Genomic DNA, 14959 nt, shown 5'->3' with positions numbered 1-14959 from the left:
CGCCGACACGCCAGATGTCGGACGCATGACCCCGGTCGGTCCGACATCTGGCGTGTCGGCCACAAGAATGAACGAAAGGGAACCACCCAGACATGTCCGCCATCCGCACCACGGCCCGCACCACCGGTGTCGCCCTCCGCGCGATGCTCGTCCTCACCCTCCTACTCGGAGTCGGCTACACACTGCTCGTGACGGGGATCGGCCACCTCGCGCTCCCCGGGCAGGCGAACGGTTCGCTCCTCCCCGACGGCAAGGGCAGCGCGCTGATCGGCCAGCCGTTCACCGATGCCGACGGCGAGGCCCTGCCGGAGTACTTCCAGTCCCGCCCGTCCGCGGCCGGAGTCGGCTACGACGGGGCGGCATCGAGCGGCAGCAACCTCGGCCCCGAGAACCCGGATCTGGTCACGGCCATCGCCGAACGCACAGCGGTGATCGCCGACCGGGAAGGCGTCGAGCCCTCCGAGATCCCAGCCGACGCGGTGACCGCATCCGGGTCGGGACTCGATCCGCACATCAGCGTCGCGTACGCACTCCTGCAGGCGCGGCGGGTGGCCGAGGCTCGCGGGCTCTCGGAGCAGCAGGTGCGAGACCTCGTGGAGTCTAGGATTCAAGGGCGGGATCTGGGATTCCTCGGCGAGGAGCGCATCAACGTCGCCGAGCTGAATCTCGCGTTGGACGACCGGGAGGGCGAGTGAGCGCAGAGCGGACACAGCGTCCGGCTCCGGAGCAGTCGAGACGCGGTCGCCTGCGCGTGCTCCTGGGCGCTGCCCCCGGCGTCGGGAAGACGTTCGAGATGCTCGCCGAAGGCCGCCGGCTGCGCGAAGAGGGCCGTGACGTGGTCATCGCGATCGTCGAGACCCACGATCGCGCCGCCACCCGGGCGCAGACCGTCGGACTGCCGGAGGTGCCGCGTCGAGTCGATGAGCACCGCGGCGTCGGCCTCACCGAACTCGACCTCGAGGGCGTGCTCGCGCGCGCCCCGGAGATCGCCCTGGTCGACGAACTCGCGCACACCAACATCCCGGGCTCGAGGCATCCGAAGCGCTGGCAGGACGTCGACGATCTGCTGGACGCCGGCATCGACGTCGTCACCACCGTCAATGTGCAGCACATCGAATCGCTCAACGCCGTGGTCGAGAAGATCACCGGCATCGCGCAGCAGGAGACGATCCCGGATGCCGTCGTCCGGGCCGCGGATGAGATCGAAGTCGTCGACCTCGCGCCGCAATCACTGCGCGATCGCCTCTCCGCCGGGCTGGTCTACCCGGCCGAGCGGATCGACGCCGCCCTGTCGAACTACTTCCGACTGGGAAACCTGACCGCGCTGCGCGAGCTGGCCCTGCTCTGGCTCGCCGACGAGGTCGACAGCGCCCTGCGCACCTATCGCGCCGAACAGGGGATCGAGGGCAACTGGCAGGCCAGGGAGCGCGTCGTCGTCGCACTCACCGGCGGGCCGGAGGGCGAGACCCTGCTGCGGCGCGGGGCGCGGATCGCCGCACGCTCGGCGGGCGGCGAGCTGCTGGCCGTGCACGTGTCGGCACAGGACGGCCTACGCAACGAGACGCCGGGAGCTCTCGCCGCCCAGCGCCTTCTCGTGGAGTCCCTCGGCGGCAGCTATCACCAGGTCGTCGGCGACGACATCCCCTCCACCCTGGTCGAGTTCGCTCAGGGAGCGGATGCGACCCAGCTGGTGATCGGCGTCAGCCGACGCGGTCGACTCACCGCCGCGCTCACCGGTCCCGGCATCGGATCAGAAGTCATCCGCCGATCCGGCGACATCGACGTCCACATCGTCACGCACGCGGCTGCCGGAGGTCGCATGGCTCTGCCGCGCATCACCGGCGGAGCCCTGGGCTGGCGGCGACAGCTTCTCGGCTTCGGCGTCGCGCTCGTGTTCGGGCCTCTTCTGTCCTGGGCGATGTTCAGTGTCCGCAGCCCCGAGTCGATCACCGCCGAGGTGCTCGCATATCAGCTGCTCGTCGTGGTGGTCGCCCTGATCGGCGGCATCCGTCCCGCCGTGTTCGCCGCGGTGCTCTCCGGGATCACGCTCGACTTCCTCTTCGTCGCCCCGCTGTTCACCATCACGATCGCCCACCCGCTGCACGTGCTCGCGCTGGCCCTCTACGTGCTCATCGCGATCCTGGTGAGCCTCATCGTCGATCAGGCCGCCCGTCGTGCCCGCACCGCGCAGCGCGCCGCCGCCGAAGCCGAACTGCTCGCCGTCGTCGCCGGCAACGTGCTCCGCGGAGACAACGCCGTGCTGGCGCTGGTCAGCCGCACCCGCGAGGCGTTCGGGCTCAGCGGGGTGCGGGTACTCGCCCCCGACGGCGAGGTGCTGGCGAGCGACGGAGAGCCGGTGGCCGACGGCCGCGCCACCACCCTGCCGATCGGCTTCGGGCCCGGCGGAGGCCCGCGTGCGCTGCTGGAGCTCAACGGCGACCCTCTGGCCGGACCGGAGCGGCGACTGCTCGATGCGATCGTCGCGCAGCTCTCCGCCGCGATCGAGCACACCGACCTGCGTGCCACCGCCAGCGAGGCCGAGGCCCTGGCCGAGACCGACCAGGTCCGCAGCGCTCTGCTGTCGGCCGTGAGCCACGATCTCCGGCGACCGCTGGCCTCGGCGGTCGCGGCGATCGGCGGCCTGCGTGGTGCGCAGGGGCTGTCGGAGGCCGATCGCGAGGAACTGCTCGCCACCGCCGACGAGAGCCTCGCGACGCTGTCGACGCTGGTCACCGATCTGCTCGACGTGAGCCGCGTGCAGGCCGGGGTGCTCGCGGTCTCCTCTTCTCGGATGGATGCTGCCGGCACCGTGCTCGCAGCCGTCGACGAACTCGGATTGGGGCCGGCGGATGTCGAGTTCGCCCTCGACCCTGACCTGCCGCCGGTGTTCGCCGACCCCGTGCTGCTGCAGCGCGTGCTGGTGAACGTGCTCGCGAACGCGCATCGTCATGCTCCGGAAGGCAGCCGTGTGATCATCTCGACCAGCACGATCGGAGACCGCGCCGAGATCCGCGTGATCGACCGCGGAGCAGGTATCACGCCGGAGCGGCGCGACCGCATCTTCCAGCCGTTCCAGCGCTTCGGGGACACCGACAACACGACGGGCCTCGGACTCGGGCTCGCGCTGTCCCGCGGGTTCACCGAAGGCATGGGCGGTACCCTGACTCCGGAGGACACCCCCGGCGGAGGTCTCACCATGGTCATCTCCCTGCCGCTCGGCGCAGGGCTTCCCGACACGGAGGGGATGGAGTGAAGCTCCTCATCGCCGACGACGACCCGCAGATGGTGCGGGCGTTGCGGATCACTCTGGCGGCTCACGGCTACGAGGTCGTCGTGGCTGGTGACGGTGCGGCCGCGATCGCCGCCGCGGCGCAGTCGCACCCCGATCTGATCATGCTCGATCTCGGGATGCCCCGGCTCGACGGCATCGAGGTGATCCAGGCGCTGCGAGGGTGGACGAACGTGCCGATCATCGTGGTGTCCGGACGCACCGGCTCGGCCGACAAGGTGGAGGCGCTCGATGCGGGCGCCGACGACTTCGTCACGAAGCCGTTCCAGGTCGATGAGCTGCTCGCCCGGTTGCGCGCCCTGTCCCGCCGATCGGCATCCACGAACGGGGAGTCCGTGGTGGCCTTCGGCGAGGTCGTCGTCGACCTGGCCACGAAGACCGTCACCCGCTCCGGGACGCGCGTGCACCTGACCCCGACCGAGTGGCGGATGCTGGAGCACCTGTCGCGGCATCCGGGCGCCCTGGTCACCCGGCAGGACCTGTTGAAGGAGATCTGGGGCAGTGAGCAGGTCTCCGACTCCGGCTATCTGCGGTTGTACATGTCGCAGCTGCGCAAGAAGCTCGAACGCGAGCCGGGCGCGCCGCAGCACCTGCTCACCGAGGCGGGGATGGGCTACCGGCTCGTGCTCTGAACCGTCTCCCGCGCCGGGGTGCGACGGATGGCTGTGCACAACTCCTCGAAAACTGCCCGAAGTCGACCTGGAACCAGCCCACGCTGTGCTCAGCGCGCAGATTCTGCGGAGTTGTGCACCGCGCTCCTCCGGCGCAGGACCGCCACGACCCCGGTGATCACGAGCAGCACGGCCACGATGATCGCCGCGACGGCGGTCGGAGTGCTCTCGGGCTCCCCGGTGAGGCGTCCGACCGCGAGCCAGGCCAGCCCCCCACGCGGTGGCGAGGGCGGGGGCGATCCGGCCGGTGGCCCACGCGGTCGCTGCGCCGATCACCAGCACGACGGCGAGCACACCGATGGCCCAGGCATCCGCCGCCTGCGCCCAGTCCTGCGGCGCGAGCTGCGTGAGCCAGGCCGCGGTGTTCGCGACGGTCGCGATCGTGACCCACCCGAAGTGCAGACCGTTCGCACCGTCGCTGAGGAGGCGATCTGCGACGGTCCGCGCCGGGAAGCGGCCGAGCAGCACGATCACCCGGGCGAGCACGACGAGCAGCAGTGCGATCACGACGACGGTGAGCCACAGGGTGAGATATCTCGCCGTCACCAGCCACAGGCCGTTGAGCACCATCGACGCCGCGATCCATCCACCGACCGCCTGCTGACGGGGATCCTGTCGCTGCGCCGGGAACGCCTGCCACACCGTGTAGGCGATCAGTCCGAGGTAGATCAGCGACCAGATCGAGAACGCCGGTCCCGCGGGCGCGAGAAAGGAGCCCTGCGCGGAGAGGGCTCCGTCCTGCAGGTCGTCGACGGATGCCCCGCCGAAAGCTCCCGCTCCGACAGTGGCCGCGATCAGCATGAACGTCGCAGCCGCGATGATCAACGACTGACGACCGATACCCTTCGTGCGTGATTCCATGGTCGCGACGCTACGGAGCGGTGAGCGGTCTCGCATCGGGGTTGACACCGCACAGCGGTTTCGCTAACCAGGTTAGGGAAAGTGTCGCTCAGACCCGGGCGAAGGCTGCGTCGATCAGGACCTCCGCGGCACCACGCGCCTGCACCGCCACTGACGGGTCCTTCGAGATCGCCGCCGTGCTCTGTGCCCCTTCGGCGAGGATCGACAGCTGCGCGGCGAGCGCCGCAGGGGCACCCGTGTCGGCGACCAGGGCCGCCATGTACTCCTGGAACGACGCCTTGTGCGCTCGCACGATCTCTGCGACCTCGGAGTTCGTGCCCCCGAGCTCGCCGAACGCGTTGATGAACGCGCAGCCGCGGAAGTCGTCGGCACAGAACCAGTTCTCGAGGTACCCGTAGACGGCGAGGAGACGCATCCGCGGATCGTCGCCGGCATCCGTCACGGCTCCCGACAGTCCGGACTCCCACTGGGCGTGCTTCCGGGCGAGGACGGCGCTGACGATGTCGGTCTTCGCAGGGAACAGCGCGTAGAGGCGGCGCAGCGACACGCCGGCCGCGGCGCGCAGCTCATCCATGCCCACCGCCGCGTACCCCTTGCGGTAGTAAAGCTCCTCCGCAGCGGCGAGGATGCGCTCGCGGGCCTCATCTTCGGTCATGTCCAGAAGTCTACTTGACATGAGAACGAACGTTCTCTAGATTGAACGCATCGAGCGAGAACGACCGTTCTCACCTCAACCGAAAGGACCCGGATCATGGGCTACATCACCGTCGGAAATGAGAACAGCACCCCGATCGAGCTCTACTACGAAGACCAGGGATCGGGTCAGCCCGTCGTCCTGATCCACGGGTATCCGCTCGACGGTCACAGCTGGGAGCGCCAGACCCGCGAGCTGCTCGCCCAGGGCTACCGCGTGATCACGTACGACCGACGCGGCTTCGGCCAGTCCTCGAAGGTCGGCACGGGGTACGACTACGACACGTTCGCGGCCGACCTGCACGCGGTGCTCGAGACACTCGATCTGCGCGACGTCGTGCTCGTCGGTTTCTCGATGGGCACCGGTGAGCTGGCCCGTTACGTCGCCCGTCATGGACAGGAGCGCATCGCGAAGCTCGCCTTCCTCGCCTCGCTCGAGCCCTTCCTGGTGGAGCGGCCCGACAACCCCGAGGGCGTGCCGCAGGAGGTCTTCGACGGGATCGAGGCCGCAGCCAAGGGCGACCGCTTCGCGTGGTTCACCGACTTCTTCTCGAACTTCTACAACCTCGATGAGAACCTGGGCTCGCGCATCAGCGAGCAGGCCGTCACCGGCAGCTGGAACGTCGCGGTCGGCAGCGCCCCGGTGGCCGCCTACGCCGTGGTGCCGACCTGGATCGAGGACTTCCGCGGCGACGTCGAGGCCGTGCGTGCCGCCGGCCTGCCCACGCTGATCCTGCACGGCACGAAGGACAACATCCTCCCGATCGACGCGACCGGGCGCCGCTTCCACCAGGCGGTGCCGGATGCCGACTACGTCGAGGTCGAGGGCGCCCCGCACGGACTGCTCTGGACCCACGCCGACGAGGTCAACACCGCACTGACGGACTTCCTCTCGAAGTAGCCCTTCCCGCCAGCCGTCCGTTCCCCGGCAGGCAGCCCAAAACGGAGACGACCCGGTACCCGGGCGGCGCGTCGACACACGACACGCCGGCGGATGCTCGGGTCGTCTCCGTTTTGGCAGGAGGGGGCAGGAAGGGGCAGGAGGAGGAGGGGGCAGCAGGAGGAGGGGGGGGGCAGGAGGCTCAGCCGCGCATGGCGACGCCGCGGCGCCAGTAGCCCATGAAGGCCACCTGTCCGCGGTCGATGCCCAGGTCCTTCACGAGGTGCCGGCGCAGGGTGGTGACCACTCCGCTCTCCCCTGCGATCCAGAAGTAGCGCTCGGCCGGGGCATCGGTCGCGGCGATCTCCTCCCCGAGACCGGAGTAGTCGGGCGTCTCCCACAGCAGGTCCTCGCCGTCGATGTCCTTCACCCGGATCTCGCCCGAGGCGTCGGCGTCGCCCAGGTGGCGGAGCACCGCGGGGATCAGGTGCGCGCCATGCGGCTCGCCGGCGTCGCGCGGCAGCCAGTGCACCTCGACGCCGGTGGGCGCATCGATGCGCAGGACGTCGGCCGGGGTCGGCACCTCGACGAAGGCGACACCGCGCAGGTCGTGAGGAGCGTCCTCCAGAATGCGGGCGATGGCCGGGGCCGCCGTCTCATCCCCGGCGAGCACGACCGAAGGAGCGCGACCGGGGTCGAACTCGGCACCACCGTGCGCATCGACGCCGAGGCCGCGACGCGGTCCGACGAGGTACAGCTCCTGCCCGACCGCTGCCTGATCCGCCCACAGTGATGCGGGGCCGGTCAGCCCCGGTTCGAGGTGCAGCACGAAGTCGACGTCCACCTCGGTCCCGGTCTCGTCATCGACCCGGAGGTCTCGCACGGAGTAGGTGCGCATCGAGCCGCGCTCCTCCTCCGGCACCGCGAGGAACGCCTGCCACCAGTTGTCCGACGCGCGGTCGAGGTCGGGCAGCACCCCGGTGGCCGGAGGGAAGACCAGCTTGATCCGGCTGTCGAACACCTCGCCCGGGGTCCCGAACTCGTACAGGTCGTCCCCGCCGAAGGTCACCCGCACGAACGAGGGCGAGACCCGGACGACGGCGCGCACCTCGGCGCGGGTGAGGATGTAGGTCGGACGCTCGGTCGTGGTCGTCTCAGCGGACATGATGCCTCCCGATGGGTGTGACCATCGGCGTGCCGGAGACCGGGTCGATGGTGATCTGATTGGCGAGGCCGAAGACCTCTTCGACGAGTTCGGCGGTGACGACCTCCTGCGGGGTGCCCGCCGCGTGCACCCTGCCGTCCTTCATCGCGACCAGTTCATCGGCATAGCGCGCCGCCAGGTTGAGGTCGTGCAGCACCATGACGATGGTCGTGCCGCGTGACACGCTCAGGTCGGTCAGCAGGTCGAGCACCTCGACCTGATGCGCGACGTCGAGGAACGTGGTCGGCTCGTCCAGCAGCAGGATGTCGGTCTCCTGCGCGAGCGCCATCGCGATCCAGACGCGCTGCCGCTGTCCCCCCGAGAGCTCGTCCACGCTGCGGTCGGCGAGATCGGAGATGCCCGTCGCATCGAGCGCATCCGCCACGACCTCGTAATCGTGCGCGCTCCATCGCGCGAGCATCTTCTGGTGCGGGTGTCGGCCCCGCCCGACCAGGTCGGCGACCGCGATCCCCTCGGGCGCGATGGGCGACTGCGGCAGCAGCCCGAGGATCCGCGCGACCTCTTTGGTGGGACGCGAATGCACGGAGGCGCCGTCGAGCACGATCTGGCCGTCGCTCGGCGAGAGGAGGCGGGCCAGCGAGCGCAGCAGCGTCGACTTGCCGCAGCCGTTCGCGCCGACGATCGCGGTGATGCGTCCGGGAGCGATCTGGAGGTCGAGTCCGTCGATGACGGTGCGGTCGCCGTACGCGAGCGTCACCCCCTCGGCCGACAGGCTGTGCGAGACGGTCATAGCGAACCCCCGGAGCGGTTGGTGCGGATGAGCAGATAGATCAGGTAGGGCGCACCGATCACGCCGGTGATGACGCCGACGGGGTAACGGGTGCCGAAGGCGAACTGGCCGATGAGGTCGCCGCCGAGCACGAGCACGGCGCCGACGAAGGCCGACGGCAGGAGCAGGTTGGCGCCGGGACCGGTGATCCGGGCGGCGATGGGTCCGGCCATGAAGGCGACGAACGCGATGGGGCCGGTGGCCGCAGTCGCGAACGCGAGCAGCGCGACAGCACCGAGGATGAGCAGCAGGCGCGTGACGTCCACCCGTACGCCGAGCCCCGCTGCCGAGTCATCGCCGAGCCGGAGAACGCCGAGCGCGCGGCCCTGCGACAGCATCAGGGGCACGATGATCGCCGCGGCGATCGCCATCGGCAGCACCCGCTCCCACGACGCGTTGTTCAAGCTCCCCGTGAGCCACTGCATCGCGGTCTGGATGTCCCAGTTCGCCGCGCGGGACAGCAGGTACGAGATGACGCTCTGCAGCATCGCGGCGACCCCGATGCCGATCAGGATCAGGCGGGTGCCGGCGAAACCGCCCTTGATCGAGAGCAGGTAGATCGCCAGGGCCGTGAGGACCGCACCGGCGAGCGCGAGCACGGAGACGACCGGGCCGTTGACCGACAGCACGATGATCCCGAACACGGCCGCGGCGCCGGCCCCGTTGGAGATGCCGATGATGTCGGGCGAGGCGAGAGGGTTGCGCAGCATCGTCTGGAAGCAGACGCCCGCCATGCCGAAGGCGACGCCGGTCAGGATAGCCAGCACCGCCCGCGGCAAACGCAGATCGCCGACGGTGAAAGACGCGCCGGGCACGCTCTGACCGAGGATCACACGGATCACCTCGTCCGGCGTGTAGAACGTGTTGCCCACCATCAGCGCGACCGCGAAGAGGGCGAAGACCAGGACTGCGAGGACGATCGTGGCGATCGCATGCCGGCGATGGCGCGAGCGACGCCCCGCGACGATCCGGGCGATCCGTGCTGACGCGGACTCCTCGTCGCGGGCGAGGGTGTGCTCCGTGTGCTCGGTCGTGGTCACAGCTCACGCACCTTCTGCCGACGGACGATCCAGATGAAGAACGGGGCCCCGAGGATCGCGGTGATGATGCCCACCTGGATCTCCTCGGAGGAGGGCGCGATCACGCGACCGACGATGTCGCTCGCCGTGAGGAGCGCAGCGCCGGCGATGGCCGAGAACGGGAGGAGCCAGCGGTGGTCGGTGCCGACCAGCAGTCGGCACATGTGCGGGACGACGAGTCCCACGAATCCGATGGGTCCGGCGATCGCCGTCGCGGCACCGGCGAGGATCACCGCGCCCAGCGCCGATAGCATCCGGGTGCGGAGCACATGTTCGCCGAGCCCCTTCGCCATGTCGTCGCCGAGCGCGAGGGAGTTCATCCCGCGCGCGCTCAGGAAGCAGATCAGGGCGCCGAGCGCGAGGACGGGAGCGGTGATCGCGATGCGCGGCCACTCCGCCCCGCCGACACCGCCGATCTGCCACGACTGGAACGTCTGCAGCAGGTCGACGCGCGGCAGCATGATCGCGCTGATCAGCGACGCGAAGGCGGCCGAGGTGGCGGCGCCCGCGAGTGCGAGCTTGAGCGGCGTCGCGCCTCCGCGCCCGAGGGAGCCGACCGTGTACACGAAGACGGCGGCGACACCGGCTCCCACGATCGCGAAGGCCATCTGTCCGTAGGGATCGGCGAGACCGAAGAAGGCGATGCCGCAGACGACCGCGAGCGACGCGCCGTTCGAGACGCCGAGGATGCCGGGGTCGGCGATGGGATTCCGCGTGACCGCCTGCATCGTGGCGCCGGAGAGGGCGAGTGCCGCGCCGACGAGGAGCGCGAGGACCGTGCGGGGGATGCGCTTGACGATCGCGGCCTCGGCGATCGTGTCGGAGTGACCGGTGAGAGCGGCGACGATGTCGTCGAACGTGACCGCGCGCACGCCGAACGAGACCGACATGATGCTGAGCACCAGGAGCACGACCACCCCGACCAGGAGCCACAGGGTTCGCACCAGTACCGGGCGCCGCAGGTCTGCGGCGCCCGGTGCGATGACGGTCGCTGAGGTCACTGAATGCTCATTCCGCTGCAGCGGATCGGACGACTACGGAGCGAGCGGTGCCGCCAGGAGCGCGAGGTAGTCGGTGAGGCCCCACGGGATGGACAGCGGCGACGGGTTGGCGGACGCTGCGATGGGGGTGGCATCCGGCAGCACAGCGATGCGGCCCTCGGCGATGGCCGGGATCTTCGACAGCAGCGGGTCGGCCTGCAGGAGCGGGATGATCGTCTCATCGCCGTAGGTGATGAACAGGTCGACGTCGTCGAACTTCTGCGCCTCTTCCGCGCTGACCGTGAGGTAGAACTGGTCGCTGTCCTTGTTCTCCTCCACGATCGAGGGGAACGGCAGTCCGAGGTCGTGGAGGTACCCGGGGCGCGTGTCGATGGCCGTGTAGTAGCCGATCTGGCTGAGGTCGGTCGGATCGATGTACGAGAAGAGGACCTTCTTGTCCTTCAGCACGCTGTTCGCCTCGAGTGCCTCCTGTGCGTCAGCATCCAGCTGCTCGACCAGGGCCTTGCCTTCGTCTTCGAGCCCCAGAGCCTTCGAGTTCATCTCGATCATGTCATCGACCGAGGTGCCCCAGGCCACGTCCGGGTAGGCGACGACGGGCGCGATCTTGGACAGGGTGTCGTACTCCTCCTGGGTGAGTCCGGAGTAGGAGGCGAGGATCACGTCGGGCTCGGTGTCGGCCACGGCCTCGTAGTCGATGCCGTCGGTCTCGTCGAAGAGGACCGGCGTCTCGGCCCCCATCTCCTCGAGCTTCTCCTCGACCCAGGGCAGCACGCCGTTGTCGTCGTCGTCTCCCCACGTGGCCTTGCTCATGCCGACCGGCACGATGCCGAGAGCCAACGGAACCTCGTGATTCGCCCAGGCCACGGTCGCGACCCGCTCGGGCTTCTCGGTGATCGTGGTCTCGCCGTAGACGTGTTCGATCGTGACGGGGAAGGCGTCGTCGGACGCGGGGTTGCCGCCGGCGGAGGACGTCGACTCCGGGGCGGAGGAGGCGCAGGCGGAGAGGCCGACGGCGAGCACAGCGGCGGCGCCGAGGGCGAGGAGACGGGAGGTGCGCACAGGCGTTCCCTTCGATTCGGGGTGGGAGTGTGGCGCAGGCCGCGCCCGGCATTGGTAAGCCTCGCCTAATCTAACACGGAGGTTAGGGCTACCTCACTCCCGATCGGGATTCGAATCGCGCAACTGGTCGCCTTTTCGGCCCGGAAGGAGCCAGTTGCGCGATTCGAAAGCTCCCGGGAACGAAAAAACCGGCCGGATCCGTGAGGATCCGGCCGGTTTCAGGAAGTCAGCGCGCGCTCAGAGAGAGCGGATGTTCGCCGCCTGCATGCCCTTGGGGCCACGCTCAGCGTCGAATTCGACCTTCTGGTTCTCGCGGAGCTCCTTGAAACCGGAGCCGGCGATAGCCGAGTAGTGGGCGAAGAGGTCGTCCGAGCCGTCATCGGGAGCGATGAAGCCGAAGCCCTTTTCCGCGTTGAACCATTTCACAGTGCCAGTGGCCATGTGTTTCTACTTTCTGTTGACTTGGCCGTTTGCACGGCCTACGCCGAGTCGGAACATCCGACACGCGCGCTTTGTCACGCTACCACGGCAGGCTGACCAGCAGCACGGAACGAGGAGGTCTTCTGCACGAGTGCCGCTTCCGTGCGGGTGCTCACCCCGAGCTTGCGCAGAACGGCCGAGACATGGACGCTGACGGTCTTCACGCTGATGAACAGACGTTCGCCGATCTGCCGGTTACTCAGGCCCTCGGCGATGAGCTCGAGCACCTGTCTTTCACGAGCAGTGAGCAGGTCGTCGCTCAGCGGTGAGGCGGGCGCGCGAAGCCCCGCATCGGCACTGAACCGCGAGACCGCCGCCTGGAGCTGCGCGTTGCCCAGCGCTTCCGCCAATGCAGCGGCCTCGCCGAGCACCGATGCGGCGGATGCCCGATCCCCCTCGTGCACTCGCAAGCGTGCCCTCTCGAGGCGGAGGACGACGCGGAAGGTGACGGGCACGTCGTCTCCCTCGGCGCTGCGCAAGGCAGCGTCGAGCGTATCGTCGCGCGGGTCGAGCAGCGCATCGAGGATGGTCGACCACGCATCGTGCTGCAGCGGCGGGGGCTGCGCGAGCCAGGCGCCGCGAATGGCATCGGACTCCGCCGCCACATCGGCTCCCTCGGCGCGCAGCTCGGCGATGATCGCCCCGCCTTCCAGCAGCAGCCGGCGCTGGTGGAGCAGCGCGGGCCGGGCGTCGCGCAGCATCTCGAGGATCGCGTCGAGAGCACCCCGGAGGTTGCCCTCGCTCTCGGCCACCGCGACCGACATCATGACCCGGTCGTACCAGATCTGCCGCTCCGAGCCACCGGTCTCCTCGAAGGCGGGCAACCACTGCTGCAGCAGCTCCGCGGCCTCGGCGGATCTGCCGCGCCAGGCCAGCACCCGCACGCGCGTCATGCTCATGTACATGCGGAACACACGCAGTGTCCCTTGCACGAAGTCACGGGCCAGCATCTCCTCGACCCGCTCGACCTCGCCGAGTTCGAGCAGCGGCACGACCATGTTCTGCGCCATGATCGACCCCGAGGTGCGCTCGACGCGGAGTTCACGGGCGCGTTGCAGACCCTCTTCCGCGACCTCGACCGCCTCGCGATAGCGCCCCAGCAGCGTGAGCAGGTCGGAGTAGTTCACGCGGTACCGCATCTCGGCGGTCGTCCCCATCGCGAGTTCACGCGCCCGCTCGTACTCGCGCACGCCCTCCTCGACATGCCCCAGGTGGGCCAGGGAACCACCCCGCACGTTCGCGGCGATCGACAGCTGATCCGTGGAATCAGCATGCGCCGCGCTGCGCTCGGCCTCGTCCGCAAGGCGGATCGCCTCCTCGCGGTCGCCCGCGATCATGCGTCTGCTCGCGAGCTGGTTGAGGAGCTCGGCGCGGAAGACGTCGTCGTGCACGCGCTCGTCGGCGATGGCCAGCGCCTGCTGCAGGAGCGGTATCGCACCCAGGCGACCGAGGTTGACCAGGTACAGCGCCTTGTTGCGCAACAACCGCGCGTGCAGCCGCGGGTCGATCGTCTCCTGGTCAACCTCGGCGAGGGCGACATTCGCGACGGCGAGGGCCCTGTCCCCGTCGCCGGCGTTGCGCAGGATGGAGCCGAGCACCAGGAGCAGGTCCAGGCGCTCGACGCGTGCCGCATCGGCGGCATCGGGCACGAGCGGCCAGAGCTCCAGCGCCAGTTCACCGAAGCGCGCCGCGCTCGCGAACGCGTACTGTGCTTTCGCGTGCCGCATGGCATCGGCTGCTGCGACGAGAGCCTTGCGGTCATCCTGTGCGAGCTGCCAGTGGTAGGCGAGTGCGGCCGCGTCCCCCGTGCCCGACCCCTGCGCCTCCAGCGCCTCCGCGTAGGCACGATGCAGCCGCGCCCGTTCACCCGGAAGCAGATCGTCGTGCACGGCCTCGCGCAGCAACGCATGGCGGAAGCGATAGTCGTCGTCGCCCACGACCAGGATTCCGCTGCGGGTCGCCTCGCGGATCGCCTCATCGAGCCGCTGCTCCGGCAGGTCGACCAGACTCGTGATGAGCGGGTGCGACAGCGGCCGCTCCGCTCCCGAGACGACCTGCACGACGTGTCGCGCGTCGTCGCCCATCCTGTCGAAGCGGGCCAGCAGCAGGTCGCGGAGCCCCTCGGGAAGCGGGCCGTTCGCGCATCCGGCGATCTCCTCGACGAAGAACGGGACGCCCTCCGCCCTCTGCTGCACACGGTCGAGCGCACTCTCGGTGAGTGCGCGTCCGGTGATCTGCTCCGCCAGCTCGCGCACGGCTGCGGTATCGAGCCTGGCGAGGGTGACACGGTCGAGCAGCCGTGCCCGCGTCGCCTCTCCGATGAAACGGCTCACCGCGTCGCCGCGGCGCACATCGTCGGTGCGGCAGGTGAGGAGCAGCAGGATGCGACCGCGGCTCAACGCCCGCAGCAGGAACGAGAGGATGGCGAGCGTCGACTCGTCCGCCCAGTGCAGGTCTTCGACCACGAGCACCTGAGGAGCGCGCTCGGCCGCCGCTTCGATGAGGGAGGCGATCGCATCGCGCAGCCGTTCAGGACTGGTGCGGTCACGATCGGTCGGGGTGTCGACGAGCTCGGGGAGCAGCATGCCGAGAGCCTCCGCCCCCACCCCCACCGACTCGCGCACGCGGTCGACGCCCATGCGCGTGACGATCGAACGCAGGATGCCGGTCAGCGGTCCGTAGGGCGTGCGCGAGGCGCCGAGGTCGAGGCACCAGCCCACGTGGACATCAGCGGTCCGTTCGATCTCGGAGGCGAACTCGCGCAGCAGACGCGACTTGCCGATTCCCGCCTCCCCCTCGACGAGCAGAGCCGCAGGCACGCCGTCGCGCACCCCGGCGAACGCTCGGCGCACCTCGGCCAGCTCGGCCTCGCGGCCGACCATCGCAGCGCTCGACGGGGGAAAAGGCATGGATTCATCGTCCCACCCACGACCGACATTCGGCACGGCGTGC

At 69.5% G+C, this 14959-nt stretch carries 12 protein-coding genes and 1 pseudogene; 4 read left to right on the top strand and 9 right to left on the bottom strand.

Annotated elements, in window-relative coordinates; all coding sequences use genetic code 11:
* Positions 1–92: 92 nt before the first annotated feature.
* Genes kdpC through LC041_RS13960 form a run of 3 tightly spaced genes read left to right on the top strand, consistent with a single transcriptional unit; the run spans position 93 to position 3921 of the window.
* Positions 93–695, top strand: a complete 603-nt coding sequence (gene kdpC / locus LC041_RS13970; protein ID WP_226533697.1) for a potassium-transporting ATPase subunit KdpC — start codon at positions 93–95, stop codon at positions 693–695.
* Positions 692–3253, top strand: a complete 2562-nt coding sequence (locus LC041_RS13965; RefSeq protein WP_226533696.1) for an ATP-binding protein — start codon at positions 692–694, stop codon at positions 3251–3253. The genes kdpC and LC041_RS13965 overlap by 4 nt, the downstream gene beginning before the upstream one ends.
* Positions 3250–3921: a response regulator gene (locus LC041_RS13960; RefSeq protein ID WP_226533695.1), complete on the top strand. Its 672-nt coding sequence runs from the start codon at positions 3250–3252 to the stop codon at positions 3919–3921. The genes LC041_RS13965 and LC041_RS13960 overlap by 4 nt, the downstream gene beginning before the upstream one ends.
* A 447-nt stretch (positions 3922–4368) precedes the next feature.
* On the opposite strand, the pseudogene LC041_RS17450 reads toward LC041_RS13960, so the two are convergent.
* Both LC041_RS17450 and LC041_RS13950 read right to left on the bottom strand, forming a co-directional pair.
* A pseudogene (locus LC041_RS17450) lies at positions 4369–4761 on the bottom strand (tryptophan-rich sensory protein); the annotation flags it as partial.
* Between the two features lie 148 nt (positions 4762–4909).
* Entirely contained in the window at positions 4910–5476 is a 567-nt protein-coding gene (locus LC041_RS13950) for a TetR/AcrR family transcriptional regulator (RefSeq protein ID WP_226533693.1), read from the bottom strand.
* 96 nt (positions 5477–5572) lie between these two features.
* Between LC041_RS13950 and LC041_RS13945 the strand changes: the two genes are divergently transcribed.
* Positions 5573–6415: an alpha/beta fold hydrolase gene (locus LC041_RS13945; protein WP_226533692.1), complete on the top strand. Its 843-nt coding sequence runs from the start codon at positions 5573–5575 to the stop codon at positions 6413–6415.
* 181 nt (positions 6416–6596) lie between these two features.
* Here the strand turns inward: LC041_RS13945 and LC041_RS13940 are convergent, their stop codons facing one another.
* The 7 genes from LC041_RS13940 to LC041_RS13910 all read right to left on the bottom strand — a co-directional run bounded on the left by LC041_RS13940 (position 6597) and on the right by LC041_RS13910 (position 14916).
* Entirely contained in the window at positions 6597–7559 is a 963-nt protein-coding gene (locus LC041_RS13940) for a siderophore-interacting protein (protein ID WP_226533691.1), read from the bottom strand.
* The gene (locus LC041_RS13935) at positions 7549–8349 is read right to left on the bottom strand and encodes an ABC transporter ATP-binding protein (RefSeq protein ID WP_226533690.1); all 801 of its coding nucleotides are present in this window, start codon (positions 8347–8349) and stop codon (positions 7549–7551) included. The genes LC041_RS13940 and LC041_RS13935 overlap by 11 nt, the downstream gene beginning before the upstream one ends.
* The gene (locus LC041_RS13930) at positions 8346–9428 is read right to left on the bottom strand and encodes a FecCD family ABC transporter permease (protein ID WP_226533689.1); all 1083 of its coding nucleotides are present in this window, start codon (positions 9426–9428) and stop codon (positions 8346–8348) included. Before LC041_RS13930 ends, LC041_RS13935 begins: the two co-directional genes overlap by 4 nt.
* Positions 9425–10468 carry a FecCD family ABC transporter permease gene (locus tag LC041_RS13925; protein WP_226533688.1) on the bottom strand — a complete coding sequence of 348 codons (1044 nt, stop codon included), beginning with the start codon at positions 10466–10468 and terminating at the stop codon, positions 9425–9427. Before LC041_RS13925 ends, LC041_RS13930 begins: the two co-directional genes overlap by 4 nt.
* A gap of 33 nt (positions 10469–10501) precedes the next feature.
* The gene (locus LC041_RS13920; RefSeq protein WP_226533687.1) at positions 10502–11527 is read right to left on the bottom strand and encodes an iron-siderophore ABC transporter substrate-binding protein; all 1026 of its coding nucleotides are present in this window, start codon (positions 11525–11527) and stop codon (positions 10502–10504) included.
* A 237-nt stretch (positions 11528–11764) separates the two neighbouring features.
* Complete coding sequence (locus LC041_RS13915; RefSeq protein ID WP_226533686.1) at positions 11765–11968, bottom strand: cold-shock protein; 204 nt, start codon at positions 11966–11968, stop codon at positions 11765–11767.
* A 74-nt stretch (positions 11969–12042) separates the two neighbouring features.
* Complete coding sequence (locus LC041_RS13910; protein ID WP_226533685.1) at positions 12043–14916, bottom strand: helix-turn-helix transcriptional regulator; 2874 nt, start codon at positions 14914–14916, stop codon at positions 12043–12045.
* Between the last annotated feature and the right edge of the window lie 43 nt (positions 14917–14959).

The sequence above is a fragment of the Microbacterium paraoxydans genome, from assembly GCF_020524545.1.
Classification (GTDB): domain Bacteria; phylum Actinomycetota; class Actinomycetes; order Actinomycetales; family Microbacteriaceae; genus Microbacterium; species Microbacterium paraoxydans_C.
The sequence above is the reverse complement of the archived record's forward strand: the minus strand, read 5'-3'. Positions and strand labels throughout refer to the sequence as shown.

Excerpts from the sequence above, each read along its gene's own strand:
- LC041_RS13945 (WP_226533692.1), top strand. The coding sequence starts at position 5,573 with ATGGGCTACATCACCGTCGGAAATGAGAACAGCACCCCGATCGAGCTC.
- LC041_RS13950 (WP_226533693.1), bottom strand. The coding sequence starts at position 5,476 with ATGACCGAAGATGAGGCCCGCGAGCGCATCCTCGCCGCTGCGGAGGAG.
- LC041_RS13940 (WP_226533691.1), bottom strand. The coding sequence starts at position 7,559 with ATGTCCGCTGAGACGACCACGACCGAGCGTCCGACCTACATCCTCACC.
- kdpC (WP_226533697.1), top strand. The coding sequence starts at position 93 with ATGTCCGCCATCCGCACCACGGCCCGCACCACCGGTGTCGCCCTCCGC.
- LC041_RS13935 (WP_226533690.1), bottom strand. The coding sequence starts at position 8,349 with ATGACCGTCTCGCACAGCCTGTCGGCCGAGGGGGTGACGCTCGCGTAC.
- LC041_RS13915 (WP_226533686.1), bottom strand. The coding sequence starts at position 11,968 with ATGGCCACTGGCACTGTGAAATGGTTCAACGCGGAAAAGGGCTTCGGC.
- LC041_RS13910 (WP_226533685.1), bottom strand. The coding sequence starts at position 14,916 with ATGCCTTTTCCCCCGTCGAGCGCTGCGATGGTCGGCCGCGAGGCCGAG.